We start from the raw sequence: 18,239 nt of genomic DNA on the forward strand, positions 1-18,239 counted from the left end.
TCATCCGAAGGGCGGGACGACTCAGGCCGTCTCGCCCGTCGGCAAGCGCTGCTCCAGCTTCCGGTGCAGCGCACTTTGCTCCGGCCAGTTGCGCATGAAGCGTGCGCGATCACGGGCAAAAGCTGCAATAAACGACGCCTGAGAGCTGTGTTGCTGCATGGCATCCAGGTCGATCAGCGCCCAGCGGTCTTCCTGCCAGAACACGTTATGACCCTTGAAATCACCATGACTGATGCGCTCGCGAATCAATTGCGCGAACAGCGTATCGAGCGCCTGCAACTCGGCCTCGGGCACATCGCCGGTTTCAACATAGGGCGCAAAACGCTCGATGATGTCCGGACCCGGCAGGAACTCGGTAATCAGATAGGCTTTGCTGCGCATACCCAGCACGCGCTCTTCGCGCACCGCCAGAGGTTTGGGCGTCGCGATGCCCAGAAACGCCAGCCGGTTGGCTTCGCGCCATGAATGCCAGGCCCGGCTCGGGCGCCAGAAGCGCTTGAGCCAGTGGCTGAAATTCTTGATGTTGTAGCGTTTGATGACCAGTGCACGGCCGCCAACTTCGACACGCCCGACACTGGCGGCGCCGCCGGTCTTGTACAGATGCCCGTCATCGAGCAAGGCATCGGCCTGATCCAGTACCGGCAGCATTGCCGCCTCTTCTTCACGACGAATCGCCTGAAACACCGAAGCACTGTCCTTGACGCTGAACAGGCTGCAATCGCGACCGGTCTTGTCGAGAAAGTCCTTCAGACGCCAGTTGCGTATCTTGTCGATCTGCTTCTGCAGCGCTTCCATCGGCAAGCCATGCTCGGCGTTGCTCAACAGGTAATGCACCAGTAACTCTTCGGTGAACGGCTCGAAAGCCCGGGGCAACTGGGCAAAGAATACGCCGAGGTTTTCCAGCACTTTCTGACGTGACAACGGCTGTCCGGCCTGCTCGGCACGAATGCCTGCGCCGTCGATCATGTACAGCTTGCCGTCATGGCGCAGCAGGTTGTCCAGATGCAGGTCTTCCTGCCACAGGCCTTTGGCGTGCAGCAGGGCAATCGCCGAGAGCGCTTCGCCAAGCACGGTCTGTTGCTCATCGGTCAGCGGCGGTTGGTGCTGCACGGCATTCCAGGCGTCGCCCAGGCTTGGCGCGTTCTCAAGAAACTCGAACAACAGCCAGCCGCCCTCGCCTTCCTGCAGACCGTCGGCCAGCAGCAAAGGCGTCGTCACGCCCTGCTCGGCCAACAGCCGTACGCCGCTCAGTTCACGCTGAAAATGCCGGGCGGCCTTGCTGCCGACCAGCAGTTTGGCCAGCACCGTGCGACCACGCCAGACACCCGCTCCCACGTAGCGCTGACCGGGCAATACACGCAGCAGGGTCAGCAGTTGTAGTTCGGCGCTGCCTGCGGCATCGGCCAAGGTCAGGCTCATCGGCAGCTCAGGCTTGCGCCCGGCGTTCTTGAGATCGGACAAACGCATCAACGGGTCTCTTTCTGGTCACGGTGTTGAAGGTCACGCTTGTGCTGGCCTCGCTGCCCGAGGCGCGCACGCCAGGCATTGACCTGTTCGCTGTCGGGACCGGCCTGCAGGTAGGCGGCCAGCAGTTCGCGCTGATCGGCTTCTGTCCACATACGCGCACGGCGCAACAGCGGTTCCAGATCCTTGACCCGGTCACGCCGGCCAAAGATCACCGGCCGGGTCTTTTCCAGATCGATCAGTTGCGCCTGACAGCCCGCCTGATCGGTCCGCAGAAAAATATGCTTGGGATAGAAACACCCATGGATCTGCCCCGCGCCGTGCAGCGTGCGCGCCAACAGCCCACAAGCCTTGAGAATAGCTGATCGCGCGGCGCCGCCCAGTTCCGTCCAACCCTGTAGCAGTTCATCCAGATCGGTCCAGCCGTCCAGCGCGCGCGTCATCAGAATCGCCCGACGTTCGCCATCGACCCTGCTCTCGCCGTAAACCGCCGCCTGCAAGGCCGGGATACCCAGCTTCTGGTAACGGCTGATGTTACGAAACTCACGGGAAAACGACGGTTCGCCAAACGGATGATGCAACGTGTGGGTCAGGTAATTGCTCTGGCGCTTGAGGTAAAAACCCTGGCCGTCCAGATCCAGCCGGAACACGCTGCTCCAGCCGCCTCGTCCGGTATTGGGCTCATCGACTGCGTCCAGCTTCAGCTTCCACAGCGACTCGAAATCGGTCAGGCCGTGGCGCTCCAGCAGGGGCCGGTCGGCACTGGCAATAAACACGCTCATTCGCGCCCCTCGAAAAAGCTGACGACATGACGGATACGCTTTTTGTCGGAGGCGTTCAGACGCGCACGCTGACGGTATTGCAGGTAAAAGCGCAGCCGCTGGGTGGCGGACAGGTGGTACTTGGCGACCTTGTCCAGGCACGCCAGGTCCTTGGTGATCCGGTAGCGCAGCATGAAGCTCCACCAGAAGGCCCCGTTGGGGCAATCGATGAAGAACAGCCGGGCCTGATCGTCCACCAGCAGGTTGCGCCACTTCAGGTCGTTATGGGTGAAGTGATGGTCGTGCATGATCCGCGTGTAGGACGCAAGTTGACGGCTGATACCATCCACCCATTGCCTGTCGGACAACAGCGGATCCTTGCGCTGCGCCAGGGCAGACATGTCTTCGGTATTGGGCAGTTCGCGGGTGATCAACGCACCACGGTCATACGCTGCGCCGTTGCGCTCGAGCCCCCAGGCCACCACTTCAGCCGTAGGAATGCCCCACTTGGCGAAACGCTTGAGGTTCTGCCACTCGGACTTGACCCGAGGCCGCCCCAGATAACGTCGCAGGCCTTTGCCAGCGCCCACGTAGCGTTTGACGTAGTAATTGACCCCGGCGCGCTGAACCCGAATCACCTCGGACAGCGGGTCACGGGTCAGGCGTTCACCCTGCAAGGCAAACACAGCGTCCAGGTCGCCGAAGTCTTCAGCCAGAAACGCGTACGCAGGCTCCAGGTTCCAACCCGCCATCAGAGCGCATCCCCGTATCGCAATTTACGCTGATAAAGCTTGTCGGCCTTTGTCTCCAGCCAGCCGAGCAGCTTCGCTTCCCTGACCAGTATTTCCCGCAACGGCTTCTGAAAGTAGCCTTTGAGAAAGCGCAGTTTGTCGCGACGCGTCAGACCGATGTCCAGCGCCGAGAAATACAGCGCCGCCAGGTCCTTGTTGCGCCAGCGCGGGGTGATCGCCCGACGGGTCTGGGCGCGGTGCAGGTCGATGACCGACAGCCTGAAGTCGTCGGCCGTGACAGGCTTGTCGGTGTGCAACAGAAAATGGCAGATGTAACAGTCGCGGTGGTTGACCCCGGCGCGGTGCATCATCCCGACCAGTCGCGCGACCTCGGCGATGTACGCCCGCTTGAGGCGCGGCTCGGGCGGCTCGTTGCGCCAGTTGATGCTGACGTCTTCAAGGCTGGTGGTGGGTGCCAGCTCTTCGGTCACGATGAACGAGTGCTGCGCGGCCGGATTGTTGCCGCGCTCGCCATAGGCCACGGCGGTCATGGTCGGTACGCCGACTTCATGCAGCCGCTCGATGGCGTCCCACTCCTTGCCTGCGCCCAGCACCGGCAACTTGGCGGTCACCAGGTTCTTGGCGATTTCGCCCCAGCCGATACCGCGATGGATCTTCACGAAATAGCCGCGCCCGTCGACTTCGGTGCGCAGTGTCCGGCGACCTTCGAGCTCGCGATACACCTCACCGCTCAAGGCCTCGACCTCGGCGAACGCATCGCGCCCGGCCCACAGGCTTTTGAACGGTTCAGCAAGGAACAGCTTCATCAATAGTGCTCCGCCAGAATCACATCGGCAGCGTGCTGCGGCATGCTGTAAAGGTCCGCCGTGTCAGCGAACGCCAGGCCGTTTCGGCCCCAGTTGCTGCGCGCCGTATCGTCCTTGAGCATGTCTGCCAGATAACGATTGAGCTGCGCCTGTTCGAACGGCTCATCCAGCACCAGACCGCAGTCGGCTTCGGCGATGTAATGGGCATAGCCACACACGGCGCTGACCAGAACGGGCAAACCCGCCACCAGCGCTTCAAGCAGCACGGTGCCGGTGTTCTCGTTGTAGGCCGGATGAATCAGAACGTCAGCGCCCATCAGGAAACGTGGAATGTCACTGCGACCTTTCATGAAGGTCACTTGATCGCCCAGTCCCAATGCAGCGCTTTGCAGTTGGAATACCTTGGGGTCGTCCTGGCCGATTACAAACAGCCGCGTGCGTTTCTTCAGGTCGGTCGGCAGTGCCGCCAGGGCTTTGAGGCTGCGATCTACGCCTTTCGTCTTGAAACCTGAGCCGATCTGCACCAATAACAAGTCATTTTCAGCAAGACCGAACTCCTGCCTGAAGCCTGAACGAATCTCCGGTGCTTCAGGGGGCGCCCGCCGATCCGGGGAAATGCCGGGCGGCAACAGATGGAAACGTGACAGCGGCGTGTCGTAATGCTTGATGAACAGCGGCTGCTGAACCTCGGAAATCATCAGGACCTGGGTCTTGGCGTCCCTGGCGAAAACAGCACGCTCATAGTCGGCAAAGTGGCGGTAGCGGCCCCACTTGCGATACAGCGGACTGCGCAGGTTCTGCGCCTTGTCCTCGAAGCAGCCATCTGCCGCGTAGTAAACGTCCAGACCTGGCATCTTGTTGAAGCCGATCAGGCGGTCCACCGGGCGTTTGGCCAGATCCGCCTCCATCCACGCGCTGAGCTTTTCATTGCGGCGATGGTTGAAAAAGGCTTTGACCGGCGCGACCAGCACCTCGAAGCCGGGAGGCACGTCGCCTTCCCAGATCAGGGTGTAGACGCGAATCTGATGACCGCGCTTCTGGCACTCCAGCGCGATGCGCATGAAGTCGCGCTGCAGTCCGCCGAACGGAAAGTATTTGTACAGGACGAAAGCCAGTTGCATCAGCCAGGTTCCTTTGCCAGCAACAGCGCGCCCAGTTGGCTCGCTACTCGCTCGGGATTCAGGCGAGTGAAGCACGGTGGCCACTCGCGTTTAAGGTCAAACCGGCGCTGATCGTCAGCGGTCGGCTGGTATGTGCATTTCTTTTGCAGGCACGGCGCGCAGCTTGGGTAATCGGCGGCCAGATGCACCTGCGATTTGCCATAGGCTCCAGTCAGCACCGGGTTGGTCGGTCCGAACAGCGAAACAGTCGGCACATCCAGCGCGGCGGCCAGATGACCGATACCGGTGTCCACCGCCACGCAGGCCTGCGCCTGAGCCAGCACCCGCGCCACGCCTGCAAGATTCAATTTGGGCAGCACCTGCGCCGCGTCCAGCCCGTCGGCGATACGCTCGGCACGGGCCTTTTCAGCCGGATTGCCCCACGGCAGGCGCACTTGCAGGCCTTGAGCGGCCATCCGCTCCGCCAGCTGTCGCCAGTACAGCTCCGGCCAGTGCTTGGTGTCCCAAGTGGTGCCGTGCAGAAACAGCACAAAGGGTGCCTGCGGCGCGTCATCCTGAGCGGTCGGTTTATTCAGCCCGTAGTCACCGATCCCGACCGGCACGCTGTAGCCCAGCGCCTGCGCGAACAGCTGGCGCAAACGCTCGACCGCGTGCTGTCCGCGTGCCACCGGGTAGCGCTTGTCATAGAAACGGCTGGCGACCGGCTCGCGTGCGGAGTCCCGGTCGAGACCGGCCACCGGCGCATCGACATAGCGGGTCAGACAGGCGCTTTTGAACAGCCCCTGAGCGTCGATCACCAGGTCATAACGCTGCTCGCGCAAAAGGGCCTTAAAGCCACGCCACTCACCGTTTCTGAAGGTCTGCCACAGGTTCTTGCGCCAGCGGCGGATCGCCACCGGGATCACCGTATCGACAGCCGGATGCCAGGCCGGAATCTCGGCAAAGCCTTCTTCCACAACCCAGTCGAAGCGGATGCCAGGCAGCGCACGGGCCGCGTCGGTCAGCGCGGGCAAGGCATGGATCACATCACCCAGCGAAGACGTCTTGATCAGCAATACCCGCAACGTCAGACGACCTCTACCGGAGTGCTGTCCAGGCGGCCCAGCGCCTGAATCACTGCGCCCGGCTCAAGCAGGCGCATGCAGTTGTAATGGCCGAAACGGCAAGTGCGGTCAAAGCATGGGCTGCACTCGATGCCCAACTGGACAACCTCGACTTCGTCGGCCAGCGGCGGAGTAAACGCTGGCGATGTCGAGCCATACACGGCTACCAGCGGACGATTCAGCGCCGCCGCAACGTGCATCAGACCGGAATCGTTGGAGACGACCGAGTCGGCACACGACAGCAGATCGATGGCTTCGGCCAGCGAGGTCTGCCCGCTCAGGTTGACGGACTCTTCACGCAGACCGGGAATCAGGTTCTCGCGGATGGTCTCGCCGACCGGATGATCCTTCTGCGAGCCGAACAGCCAGACCTGCCAGCCTTCGCGGATTCGCGCATCGGCGACCTGCGCGTAGTGCTCTGCGGGCCAGCGCTTGGACTCGCCGAACTCGGCACCAGGGCACAGCGCCAGCACCGGACGGTCCAGCGTCAGCCCGAACTTGGCCAGCGCCGCATCGCGGGTTGCCGAATCGATCTGCAGGCTTGGCTTGGGGTAAGGCCGGGGCAATTCCGCGTTCTTGTCGTAGGCCAGCGCCATGAAGCGCTCGATCATCAGCGGATAACGTTCTTTATCCAGAGTGCGTACATCGTTGAGCAGCCCATAGCGGAACTCGCCACGCCAGCCGGTACGCTGTTTGATGCCTGCGAAAAAAGGCACCAGCGCGGATTTCAGCGAATTGGGCAGCAGAATCGCCTGATCGTACTGACCGGCCAGGGACTTGCCGATGCGACGGCGCGTAGCCAGCTCCAGAGCGCCATGGCCGAGGGGAAAGCTGAGCGCAGCGCGCACTTCGGGCATGCGCTCCAGCAGCGGACGACTCCACTCAGGTGCCAACACATCGATCTGGCACTCGGGATGACGCTGTTTCAGGCACTGGAACAGCGTTTGCGCCATCACCATGTCACCGACCCAGCTAGGCCCAACGATCAGAATATTCATGTTTCATCCAAAAACGACCGGAAACGATCAGGGAGGCCGATCAGACTGCGTGACGTTCCCACACAACCTGTCGCCTCCCTGTCATAGCTTTATATAGTCTTGTTGTGAACGAACGGCATGTCGTCCGTTCAGCTCAAACCCATCTGCGCCCAGATCCGCATCACTTCACGCCGTTCGCAATGAAACTGATCGCCGCTGACCACACCCGCTTGCTTCTGCAACGCCTGCCGGTGCGCCGCCGAACGGTACGCCTTGTAGGCTTCGCGCAACAGGCTGGCATCGGCATCGGGCAACAACCCGGCCTCTTCCAGCCCTTCGAGAATACGAATGTTATCGGTGTATTGCAGCAGCCCCGGATGCTCTCTGGACCACGCCAAGGCCGCGTATTGCACCATAAATTCGATATCGACGATACCTCCGGCATCCTGCTTGAGGTCGAACGGCATGGAGGACTCGAAGGCATTGGCTCCCCTGCCCGCCGCCGTCAGACGGCTGCCGAGGTTGTCACGCATCTTGGCGCGCATCTCGCTGACTTCGGCGCGCAGCTTGTCCAGATCGCGCTCGCGACCCAGCACGTCGGCGCGCACCTTCTCGACTTCGCGGCCCACATCGGGGCTGCCGGTCAGGACGCGGGCGCGGACCAGCGCCTGATGCTCCCAGGTCCAGGCTTCCTTGTCCTGATAACGCGAGAAAGCGCCCAGCGAACTGACCAGCAACCCCGAGGCGCCGGACGGACGCAGCCGCATGTCGACGTCATACAACTGGCCGGAGTTGGTCTGAGTGGTCAGCAGGTGAATGATCCGTTGCCCCAGCCGGGTAAAGAACTGCGCGCTGTCGATCGGTCTGGCACCGTCGGTTTCGGTCTGCGGGTCGCCGTCGTGAATGAACACAAGGTCGAGATCGGACCCATGACCCAGTTCGATGCCGCCCACCTTGCCGTACCCGACAATCACGAAACCCGGATCGCATAACGTGCCGTCAGGCCGCGACGGCGTGCCGTGTCGCGCCACACTGTGACGCCAGGCCAGCGCCAGTACCTGCTCGAGTATCGCCTCGGCCAGCCAGGTCAGGTAGTCGCTGACTTTCATCAATGGCAGGCTGCCGGTGATTTCCGACGCCGCCACCCGCAGGCTGTGGGCCAGCTTGAAGTGCCGCAGCGCTTCCATTTGCTGCTCAAGGTCATCCTCGGGAATGCGGATCAACCGTTCGCGCAGTTCGGCGGCCAGTTCAGGCGCCAGTGGCGGATTGAACAGACGGCCCTCATTGAGCAACTCATCGAGCAGCAGCGGGAAGCGGGCAATCTGCTCGGCGATCCAGGGACTGGCTGCGCACAGGGTCAGCAGGCGGCGCAATGCATCGGGGTTCTCGGTGAGCAGCACCAGATAGGCCGAACGCCGGGCCACCGCTTCCACCAGCGGCAACACGCGCTCAAGCACCAGATCAGGTTTAGCGTGCTCCACCGCCTGCGCCAGCAGGCGCGGAATAAAGGCGTCCAGACGTTCGCGACTGAGGCGCTGCATCGAACGCAGGTGCGGACTGCTACGCAGGTTCGCCAGATGCTTGATGGCCGTTTCGGCGTTGACGAAACCGGCCTGAGAAAGCTGGCGACTGGCGGCCTCTTCGTCCTGGGATTCTTCCCACAATGGCAGCCACTCGCCACCGACGATCACTTCGCTGTCGTCCTCCTGCTCGTCATCAGGGTCGGAATCCGGGTCGGCAATGACCTGACGGAAATGCCACGATACCCGGCCGCGCCAGTACATCAGTCGTTCGTGAAAGCTCGCCCAGTCCGAAAAGCCCATCATCAGCGCGATGCGCGCCTGATCCTGCTCGTTGTCCGGCAGCATCTGGGTCTGCCGGTCGGCAATCGCCTGAATCGCATGTTCGGTGTAGCGCAGGAATTCATAACCCTCACGCAATTCTTCGGTCACGGCGCTGGGCAGATAGCCTTGGCCTTCGAGGGTCTTCAGGACCTTGAACAACGGGCGTTGCTGAAGGCTCAGGTCGCGACCGCCATGGATCAGTTGAAAGGCCTGGGCGATGAACTCGACTTCCCGAATGCCGCCCGCGCCGAGCTTGATGTTCTCGGCCATGCCCTTGCGCTTCACTTCCTGCTGAATGAGCTGCTTCATGGTGCGCAGCGCTTCGATGGCCGAGAAATCCAGATAACGGCGATAGACAAACGGACGCAGCATTTCCAGCAGCTCGGCGCCCGCCTTCTGATCGCCGCCCACCACACGGGCCTTGATCATCGCGTAACGCTCCCAGTCGCGGCCCTGATCCTGGTAATACTGCTCCAGCGCATTGAAGCTGAGCACCAGCGCCCCGGATGAACCGTAAGGCCGCAGGCGCATGTCGACGCGAAACACAAAGCCATCGACGGTCACCGGGTCCAGCGCCTTGATCAGCCGCTGCCCCAGACGAATGAAGAACTCCTGATTGTCGAGCGGGCGTTTGACGCCGACTGTCTCGCCGCCTTCCGGGTAGCCGAAGATCAGATCGATGTCGGACGACAGGTTCAGTTCGACCGCGCCCAGCTTGCCCATGCCCAGAATCACCATCTGCTGCGGCAGCCCCGTGCGACGCCCGGTGGGCGTACCGAACTGCTGGCAGAGACGCTCGTGCAGCCAGTGACAGGCCAGGTCGATGCAGGCATCGGCCATGTCCGACAGGTCGCGGCAGGTCTCGATCAGGTCTGCCTGACGCGTCAGGTCCCGCCAGATAATCCGCACTTGATGCCGCATGCGTTGGCGACGTAGATTACGCCCCAACTCATCGTCAGTGGTCGCGGTGCTCAATGCGTCGGCGATTTGCCCGCGCAGCTCGCCTGCCGAGAAGCTACGCTCCAGTTCGCCCGAATCGGCCATGTCCAACAGCATGTTCGGATCCCGGCTGATCTGCTCGGTGACGAAGTCGCTGGCTGCGCAGACCAGGTCGAACGCCAGGCGACGCGACTCGGGCCAGGCCTCGAAAGAAGTCAGTGCTTCGGCAGATAAATCAGCGAGCGCTGTACGAAAAGTCTGTTGTGCACGGGTAATCAATGGCAGCAGGATGGCCGGAAAATCGGCCAGTAAAGGTAGGCTCATGGTCTATCCTTGATCGGCGTGCAACGGGCTACCTGCCATGACTGCGAGATTGACCTGCCACTGCCGCTTGTCGAACAAAGGTTATAAATTGCTGGAAAAATCGTTTTAGAAGCATAAAATTCCGACTTTTTACCGCAACACATTCGAAACACATCAACAGTAACGTTTTATCTCACAACACAACAGGAGCGATTTGGTCGCTTCTCTGTAGTTTTACTACTGGCTACGTAACTCGGAGGGCTGAAATAGTCGTCGATTTGTAGTAAAACTACACGCCGCCGGGCCAACCTCCGGTAATCCAAGAATTTATGTCGTCTGCCCACAAGGCCAGTCGCAAACTCAGGCAACCGATTCTGGAAGCCTTTCCGCCCTGGAGCAAGCCATGCAAGACCTCGATCCCGTCGAAACCCAGGAATGGCTGGACGCCCTGGAATCGGTTCTCGACAAAGAAGGCGAAGACCGTGCTCATTACCTGATGACCCGTCTGGGCGAACTCGCCACCCGCAGTGGTTCGCAGCTGCCTTACGCCATCACCACGCCTTACCGCAATACGATTCCTGTCACCCACGAAGCACGCATGCCTGGCGACCTGTTCATGGAACGCCGCATTCGCTCGCTGGTGCGCTGGAACGCGTTGGCCATGGTTGTCAAAACCAACCTGAACGACCCGGATCTGGGCGGTCACATTTCGAGCTTCGCCTCCAGTGCCACGCTGTATGACATCGGCTTCAACTACTTCTTCCAGGCCCCGACCGAAGAACACGGCGGCGACCTGATCTACTTCCAGGGTCACGCATCGCCAGGCGTCTACGCCCGTGCGTTCATGGAAGGCCGCATCACCGAAGAGCAGATGAACAATTTCCGTCAGGAAGTCGACGGCAATGGCCTGTCGTCTTATCCACACCCGTGGCTGATGAAAGATTTCTGGCAGTTCCCGACTGTATCCATGGGCCTTGGCCCGATCCAGGCGATCTACCAGGCACGCTTCATGAAGTACCTGGAACACCGCGGCTTCATCCCGGAAGGCAAGCAGAAAGTCTGGTGCTTCCTGGGCGACGGCGAGACCGACGAGCCGGAATCCCTGGGCGCCATCGCCCTGGCCGGTCGCGAGAAGCTGGACAACCTGATCTTCGTCGTGAACTGCAACCTGCAGCGTCTGGACGGTCCGGTTCGCGGCAACGCCAAGATCATCCAGGAACTGGAAGGCGTGTTCCGTGGTGCTCAGTGGAACGTCACCAAAGTCATCTGGGGCCGTTTCTGGGACCCACTGCTGGCCAAGGACGTCGACGGCATCCTGCAACGTCGTATGGACGAAGTCATCGACGGCGAATACCAGAACTACAAGGCCAAGGACGGCGCGTTCGTCCGTGAGCACTTCTTCAACTCGCCTGAACTCAAGGCGATGGTTGCCGATCTGTCCGACGACGAGATCTGGAAACTCAATCGTGGTGGTCACGACCCGTACAAGGTCTACGCGGCCTATCACGAAGCCGTCAACCACAAGGGTCAACCGACCGTGGTTCTGGCCAAGACCATCAAGGGTTATGGCACCGGCGCCGGTGAAGCGAAAAACACTGCGCACAACACCAAGAAGGTCGATGTCGACAGCCTGCGTCACTTCCGTGACCGTTTCGACATCCCGGTCAAGGACTCCGAACTCGAAGCCCTGCCGTTCTACAAGCCGGAAGAAGGCAGCGCCGAAGCCCGTTACCTGAGCGAGCGCCGTGCCGCACTGGGCGGTTTCGTGCCACAGCGTCGCGCACAGAGCTTCAACCTGCCGACGCCGCCGCTGGAAACCCTCAAGGCCATCCTTGACGGTTCGGGCGACCGCGAAATCTCCACCACCATGGCGTTCGTGCGCATCCTGACCCAACTGGTCAAGGACAAGGAAATCGGCCAGCGTATCGTGCCGATCATCCCGGACGAAGCCCGTACCTTCGGTATGGAAGGCATGTTCCGCCAGCTGGGCATCTATTCCTCCGTCGGCCAGCTCTACGAGCCAGTCGATAAAGAGCAGGTGATGTTCTACCGCGAGGACAAGAAGGGTCAGATCCTCGAGGAAGGCATCAACGAAGCGGGCGCCATGTCCTCCTTCATCGCTGCAGGTACCTCGTACAGCAGCCACAACCAGCCGATGATTCCGTTTTACATCTTCTACTCGATGTTCGGTTTCCAGCGTATCGGCGACCTGGCCTGGGCCGCTGGCGACAGCCGCACCCGTGGCTTCCTGGTCGGCGGCACCGCCGGTCGTACCACGCTGAACGGCGAAGGCCTGCAGCACGAAGACGGTCACAGCCACATCCTGGCGTCGACCATCCCGAACTGCCGCACCTTCGACCCGACCTACGGTTACGAGCTGGCTGTGATCATTCGTGAAGGCATGCGCCTGATGTTCGAAGAACAACAGGACGTTTTCTACTACCTGACCGTGATGAACGAGTCCTACACCCAGCCAGCCATGCCGGCCGGCGTGGAAGACGGCATCATCAAGGGCATGTACCTGCTTGAAGAAGACACCAAGGAAGCGGCGCACCACGTCCAGTTGCTGGGCTCGGGCACCATCCTGCGTGAAGTTCGCGAAGCGGCGAAGATCCTGCGTGACGAGTTCAACATCGGCGCTGACGTCTGGAGCGTAACCAGCTTCAACGAATTGCGTCGCGACGGTCTGGCGGTAGAGCGCAACAACCGCCTGCATCCAGGTCAGAAGCCTGAGCTGAGCTACGTCGAGCAGTGCCTGAACGGTCGCAAGGGTCCGGTCATCGCATCGACCGACTACATGAAGCTGTTCGCTGACCAGATTCGTCAGTGGGTTCCAACCAAGGAATACAAAGTACTGGGCACCGACGGTTTCGGCCGTAGCGACAGCCGCAAGAAGCTGCGTCACTTCTTTGAAGTCGACCGTCACTTCGTTGTGCTGGCAGCCCTGGAAGCCTTGGCTGATCGCGGCGATATCGAACCTAAAGTCGTGGCTGAAGCCATTGCAAAGTTCGGCATCGATCCAGAAAAACGCAATCCACTGGACTGCTAAGAGTCTGCTTCAAGAGCGCTGATCAGGGCGTGAACAGCCGAAGATGCGGAATTTACCTCGCGTAAATGAGCATCCAAGGCTGTTTTGCTGTAACTGAACCAGCGTATTCGTGAGTGAACAGGTTCTCCCAAGGAGATACAGAGTGAGTGAGCTAATTCGCGTACCCGACATCGGCAACGGTGAAGGTGAAGTCATTGAATTGATGGTCAAGGTCGGTGATCGCATCGAAGCTGACCAGAGCGTTCTGACGCTTGAGTCCGACAAGGCAAGCATGGAAATCCCGGCGCCCAAGGCGGGCGTGATCAAGGCCATGAAGGTCAAGCTGGGCGACCGCCTGAAAGAAGGCGACGAGTTGTTCGAGCTGGAAATCGAAGGCGAAGCGGCTGCCGCGCCGGCCGAGGCCGCACCTGCTGCAGCTCCGGCTGCTGCCGAGAAACCTGCTGAAGCCGCACCGGCTCCCGCCGCCGCAGCACCAGCGCCTGCCGCTGCCGCTTCGGTACAGGACATCCACGTGCCGGACATCGGCTCGTCGGGCAAGGCCAAGATCATCGAACTGATGGTCAAGGTCGGCGACAGCATCCAGGCCGATCAATCGCTGATCACCCTGGAATCCGATAAAGCCAGCATGGAGATTCCATCTCCAGCCGCGGGCGTTGTCGAAAGCATCGAAGTCAAACTGGACCAGGAAGTCGGCACCGGCGACCTGATCCTCAAACTGAAAGTCGAAGGCGCAGCCCCTGCCGCCGCTCCTGCTCCGGCAGCCAGCGCACCGGCGGCCGCACCGGCCAAGACTGAAGCCGCACCGGCTCCGGCCGCAGCACCTGCTCCCAAGGCAGAAGCCGCGCCAGCACCGGCTGCACCGGCCAAAGACGGCGCCAAGGTCCATGCAGGCCCGGCGGTTCGTCAACTGGCCCGCGAATTCGGCGTCGAGCTGAACGCCGTCAGCGCCACAGGCCCACACGGCCGCGTGCTGAAGGAAGACGTTCAGGCTTACGTCAAGGCCATGATGCAGAAGGCCAAGGACGCACCAGCCGGCGGCGCAAGCGGCGGCATGGGCATCCAGCCGATCCCGGAAGTCGACTTCAGCCGCTTCGGCGAAATCGAAGAAGTGCCGATGACTCGCCTGATGCAACTGGGCGCAACCGGTCTGCACCGCAGCTGGCTGAACATCCCGCACGTCACGCAATTCGACCAGGCCGACATCACCGAACTGGAAGCTTTCCGCGTCGCGCAGAAAGGCGCTGCCGAGAAGGCGGGCGTCAAGCTGACCGTTCTGCCTCTGCTGCTCAAGTCCTGCGCTCACCTGCTCAAGGAGCTGCCTGACTTCAATGCCTCGCTGGCACCAAGCGGCAAGGCTGTGATCCGCAAGAAGTACGTGCACATCGGTTTCGCCGTGGACACCCCGGACGGCCTGCTGGTCCCGGTCATCCGCGACGTCGACCAGAAGAGCCTGCTGCAACTGGCTGCCGAAGCCGCTGCACTGGCCGAGAAAGCACGCACCAAGAAGCTGACCGCCAACGACATGCAGGGCGCCTGCTTCACCATCTCCAGCCTCGGTCACATTGGCGGCACTGGCTTCACGCCAATCGTCAACGCACCGGAAGTGGCGATCCTGGGTGTTTCCAAGGCAACCATCCAGCCTGTCTGGGACGGCAAAGCCTTCCAGCCAAAGCTGATGCTGCCTCTGTCGCTGTCCTACGATCACCGCGTGATCAACGGCGCGGCCGCTGCCCGTTTCACCAAGCGCTTGAGCGAATTGCTGGCGGACATCCGCACAATCCTGCTGTAAGCCCGAGCAGGCCCGCCTCACAGCGGGCCTTGCCGCACGTGTTTACGAGCTGCCACGCTCGAACCTCAACCCCGCCTTCAAGCGGGGCTTTTTTTGCCTGCTGATTGGTTGTCACCAGTGACGAGCGGCGGTTGTTGTGCACATGTCTGCCTCAACACTGATCGTGCCCATCGCTCCGCGTGGGCATGCCTCCCGTGACGCTCCGCGTCACAAATGGCACAGCCTGAGGATTCAGTGAGCCGAGCGCATGACGTGGATAACGCTGGAGCTTGGGGGCACATCTGCGCCACATTCGAGAGCGGACGCGGAGCGTCCTGAGAGGCATTCCCACGCAGAGCGTGGGAACGATCATCATCAGTGCCGAGGCCGATTTGTGTATAACGATGAGTTCTCTGCGCAGACATGCCCCAGCAGAAATACCCCTTTTTCCGCTCAAAACTGAATCGTTTCCCCTATCCGACCATTTGCGCTGAAGAACTGGCTCTTGCGGCCGACACTTTTATAGCACTAAGCCACCGTGGTCTCTTGTAAGCATTGCCCGCATGATGCAACCTTGCCATACGCGGAAACAGGCCTTTGGCCCAACGCAATCAGTATTCCGGAAGCGAATTTGTTGATGAAGAGCCAGACCGATGCTGCCGGTAGATCCGCAGCCGAGGTAGTGACGCAATTGCCTGTGCCTTCGCGCCTGGGCATGCTGCGTTTCGAGCGGCTTAACGAAGCCAATTGGGCGCTGTTGTACCTCGACGCTAACTGTGAAAAACAGTTCGGCCTGCCTGCCGTGGATCTCTGCGCCCTGATTGGCTCGCCCTACGCCAGCCTGATGGAACCAGAAGCGCGCTATCAGTTGCATGACGAGGTGCAACTGCAACTGGCGACATCCAACAATTACAGCATTCGCTACACACTGCACACGCCCAGAGGCCCGCTTGGCCTTCTGGAAATCGGTGAGGCTTACAAGCAGCACAATCGCCATTTGTTGCGCGGTTATTTCCTCATCGTCGAAGACGCACTCGCAGAAGGCGAAGTGGCGGTCGACAGTGACCTGGAAACCCGCAACTCACGCCTGCAGATCGCCCTGGAACTGAACCAGCGCGCGCAGCGTGATCAGTACGCTCACCTGGAGCGCGTCCGCGCCCAGCAAGACCTGATCCTGCGCCTGACGCGGCATCGCTACACCACCACCAATACCCTGCTGGAAGCTGCAGAGCTGATCACCAAAAGCGCCTGCGTCATCTACGATGTCGATCGCGCCAGTATCTGGAACCTCAATGACAAGTGCATGGAGCCGATCGCCGATTACCACCGGCTGACCGGCGACTACCGGTCTCGTGCAGTCATTGATGTCAGCCCGTACCCCAGCTACCTGCAGGCACTGCACACCAGTCGTGCGATTGATGCGTTCAACATTCAGTCCGATCCGCGCACGCGTGAGCTGGCCGAGAGCCTCCGTCCTCAGCAAACCAACGCCACCCTGGACGCCAGTATCCGCATCGACGGCCAGGTGGTGGGTGTGCTGTGCCTTGAGCAGACCGGCTCGACGCGTGAATGGCAGTCCGACGAGATCGCCTTTGCCGGTGAGCTGGCCGACCAGTTCGCGCAGGTCATCAACAACCTCAACCGCCGCGCCGCGACCAATGCATTGCACTTGTTCCAGCGGGCGGTCGAGCAAAGCGCCAATGCCTTTCTGCTGGTCAACTGCGACGGCGTGGTCGAGTACGTCAACCCAAGCTTCACAGCCATCACCCAATACAGCTCCGAAGAGGTCGCAGGTCGCAAGCTCTCTGAATTGCCTGCGTTGGAGAACCTCAACGAATTGCTGCTGGAAGCCAACTCCAGCCTGACCACCAGCAACAGCTGGCAGGGCGAGTTCAAGAGCCGACGCAAGAATCTGGAACCCTACTGGAGCCAGCTGTCGATCTCCAAGGTGTACGGCGACAACCGCGAACTGACGCATTACATCGGCATTTACGAAGACATCACCCAGAGCAAGCTGGCCCAGCAGCGCATCGAGCGCCTGGCCTACACCGACAACCTGACCAACCTGGGCAACCGACCCGCATTCATCCGCAATCTGGACGAACGCTTCGACCGAGACACCGATACGCCCATGAGCCTGCTGCTGGTCGATATCGACAACTTCAAGCGCATCAACGACAGCCTCGGCCACCAGACCGGCGACAAGCTGCTCATCAGCCTTGCACGCCGCCTGCGTAACACCTTGAGCCCGACGGACGTCCTGGCGCGTTTTGCCAGTAACGAGTTTGCCGTGCTGCTCGATAACACCGATCAGGAAGCGGGTCAGAACATCGCCAGCGAAGTACTGGCGACGCTGGACAAGCCGATGTTCGTCGACAATCAGCTGATCAGCGTCACCGGCTCCGTGGGCCTGGCCTGCGCGCCACTGCATGGGCGTGATCCGCAAACCCTGATGAAGAACGCGGGGCTGGCGCTGCACAAAGCCAAGGCCAACGGCAAACATCAGGTACAGGTGTTCACTGAAGCACTCAACGCCGAGGCCAGCTACAAGCTGTTCGTCGAGAACAACCTGCGCCGCGCCCTGACGCAGAACGAGCTGGAAGTGTTCTATCAGCCCAAGCTGTGCCTGTTGTCCGGCAGGCTGATCGGTATGGAAGCGCTGCTGCGCTGGAACCATCCTGAAAAAGGCATGATTCGTCCCGACCAGTTCATCAGCGTGGCGGAAGAAACCGGCCTGATCATTCCGATCGGCAAGTGGGTCGCGCGCCAGTCCTGCCGCATGAGCAAGGACCTGACCGCAGCGGGCTTCGGCAATCTGCAAGTGGCCATCAACGTTTCGCCCAAACAGTTCTCCGATCCGGAGCTGGTATCCTCGATTGCCTCGATCCTCAAGGAGGAAGAACTGGACGCCTCGCTGCTGGAACTGGAGCTGACCGAAGGCCTGTTGCTGGAAGCCACCGAAGACACGCGCCAGCAGCTGGACTCGCTGAAGAAGCTGGGCCTGTCGCTGGCCATGGATGACTTCGGCACCGGCTACTCGTCTTTCAGTTATCTGAAGAAATTTCCCATCGACGTGATCAAGATCGATCGCAGCTTCATCCGCGATATTCCGGATGACGAAGACGACATGGAAATCACGTCGGCGGTCATCGCCATGGCGCACAACCTCAAGCTCAAGGTGGTCGCCGAAGGCATTGAAACCGCCGCCCAACTGGCTTTCCTGCGCCGTCATCGCTGCGACGTCGGACAGGGTTATCTGTTCGACAGACCGATCCCCGGCGAAGCGCTGATCGAGAAGCTGCAGCGTTACCCGCGCCGACCGTCGGCCTGATCCCTCTTCCTGCACCCAGCC

11 protein-coding genes are annotated in these 18,239 nt (G+C 60.9%); 3 read left to right on the forward strand and 8 right to left on the reverse strand.

Annotated features, from left to right (window positions below; genetic code table 11):
- Nucleotides 1–21: 21 nt before the first annotated feature.
- The 8 genes from CFBP1590_RS24100 to glnE form a co-directional block, all read right to left on the reverse strand.
- Nucleotides 22–1,467: a lipopolysaccharide kinase InaA family protein gene (locus CFBP1590_RS24100; RefSeq protein WP_088236061.1), complete on the reverse strand. Its 1,446-nt coding sequence runs from the start codon at nucleotides 1,465–1,467 to the stop codon at nucleotides 22–24.
- Nucleotides 1,467–2,246 carry a lipopolysaccharide kinase InaA family protein gene (locus tag CFBP1590_RS24105; protein ID WP_029243038.1) on the reverse strand — a complete coding sequence of 260 codons (780 nt, stop codon included), beginning with the start codon at nucleotides 2,244–2,246 and terminating at the stop codon, nucleotides 1,467–1,469. Before CFBP1590_RS24105 ends, CFBP1590_RS24100 begins: the two co-directional genes overlap by 1 nt.
- Nucleotides 2,243–2,977 (reverse strand): lipopolysaccharide kinase InaA family protein, encoded by a 735-nt coding sequence (locus CFBP1590_RS24110; protein WP_029243039.1) that lies wholly within the window; start codon nucleotides 2,975–2,977, stop codon nucleotides 2,243–2,245. The genes CFBP1590_RS24105 and CFBP1590_RS24110 overlap by 4 nt, the downstream gene beginning before the upstream one ends.
- Nucleotides 2,977–3,783, reverse strand: a complete 807-nt coding sequence (gene rfaP / locus CFBP1590_RS24115; protein WP_029243040.1) for a lipopolysaccharide core heptose(I) kinase RfaP — start codon at nucleotides 3,781–3,783, stop codon at nucleotides 2,977–2,979. Before rfaP ends, CFBP1590_RS24110 begins: the two co-directional genes overlap by 1 nt.
- Nucleotides 3,783–4,904: a glycosyltransferase family 4 protein gene (locus CFBP1590_RS24120; RefSeq protein WP_088236062.1), complete on the reverse strand. Its 1,122-nt coding sequence runs from the start codon at nucleotides 4,902–4,904 to the stop codon at nucleotides 3,783–3,785. Before CFBP1590_RS24120 ends, rfaP begins: the two co-directional genes overlap by 1 nt.
- Nucleotides 4,904–5,968, reverse strand: a complete 1,065-nt coding sequence (gene waaC, locus CFBP1590_RS24125) for a lipopolysaccharide heptosyltransferase I (protein ID WP_088236063.1) — start codon at nucleotides 5,966–5,968, stop codon at nucleotides 4,904–4,906. Before waaC ends, CFBP1590_RS24120 begins: the two co-directional genes overlap by 1 nt.
- A gap of 2 nt (nucleotides 5,969–5,970) precedes the next feature.
- Nucleotides 5,971–7,005, reverse strand: a complete 1,035-nt coding sequence (gene waaF / locus CFBP1590_RS24130) for a lipopolysaccharide heptosyltransferase II (protein WP_004883410.1) — start codon at nucleotides 7,003–7,005, stop codon at nucleotides 5,971–5,973.
- 128 nt (nucleotides 7,006–7,133) lie between these two features.
- Entirely contained in the window at nucleotides 7,134–10,091 is a 2,958-nt protein-coding gene (glnE, locus tag CFBP1590_RS24135; protein WP_088236064.1) for a bifunctional [glutamate--ammonia ligase]-adenylyl-L-tyrosine phosphorylase/[glutamate--ammonia-ligase] adenylyltransferase, read from the reverse strand.
- Nucleotides 10,092–10,473: 382 nt separating this feature from the next.
- Here glnE and aceE point away from each other — a divergent pair, with 382 nt between their 5' ends.
- From aceE to CFBP1590_RS24150, 3 genes are all read left to right on the forward strand, one after another.
- The gene (aceE, locus tag CFBP1590_RS24140; protein ID WP_029243044.1) at nucleotides 10,474–13,119 is read left to right on the forward strand and encodes a pyruvate dehydrogenase (acetyl-transferring), homodimeric type; all 2,646 of its coding nucleotides are present in this window, start codon (nucleotides 10,474–10,476) and stop codon (nucleotides 13,117–13,119) included.
- A 142-nt stretch (nucleotides 13,120–13,261) separates the two neighbouring features.
- The gene (aceF, locus tag CFBP1590_RS24145; RefSeq protein WP_043304957.1) at nucleotides 13,262–14,908 is read left to right on the forward strand and encodes a dihydrolipoyllysine-residue acetyltransferase; all 1,647 of its coding nucleotides are present in this window, start codon (nucleotides 13,262–13,264) and stop codon (nucleotides 14,906–14,908) included.
- A 616-nt stretch (nucleotides 14,909–15,524) separates the two neighbouring features.
- Entirely contained in the window at nucleotides 15,525–18,218 is a 2,694-nt protein-coding gene (locus CFBP1590_RS24150; RefSeq protein WP_004888419.1) for a putative bifunctional diguanylate cyclase/phosphodiesterase, read from the forward strand.
- The last annotated feature ends 21 nt before the right edge of the window (nucleotides 18,219–18,239 follow it).

It is taken from the genome of Pseudomonas viridiflava (genome assembly GCF_900184295.1).
Taxonomy (GTDB): domain Bacteria; phylum Pseudomonadota; class Gammaproteobacteria; order Pseudomonadales; family Pseudomonadaceae; genus Aquipseudomonas; species Aquipseudomonas viridiflava.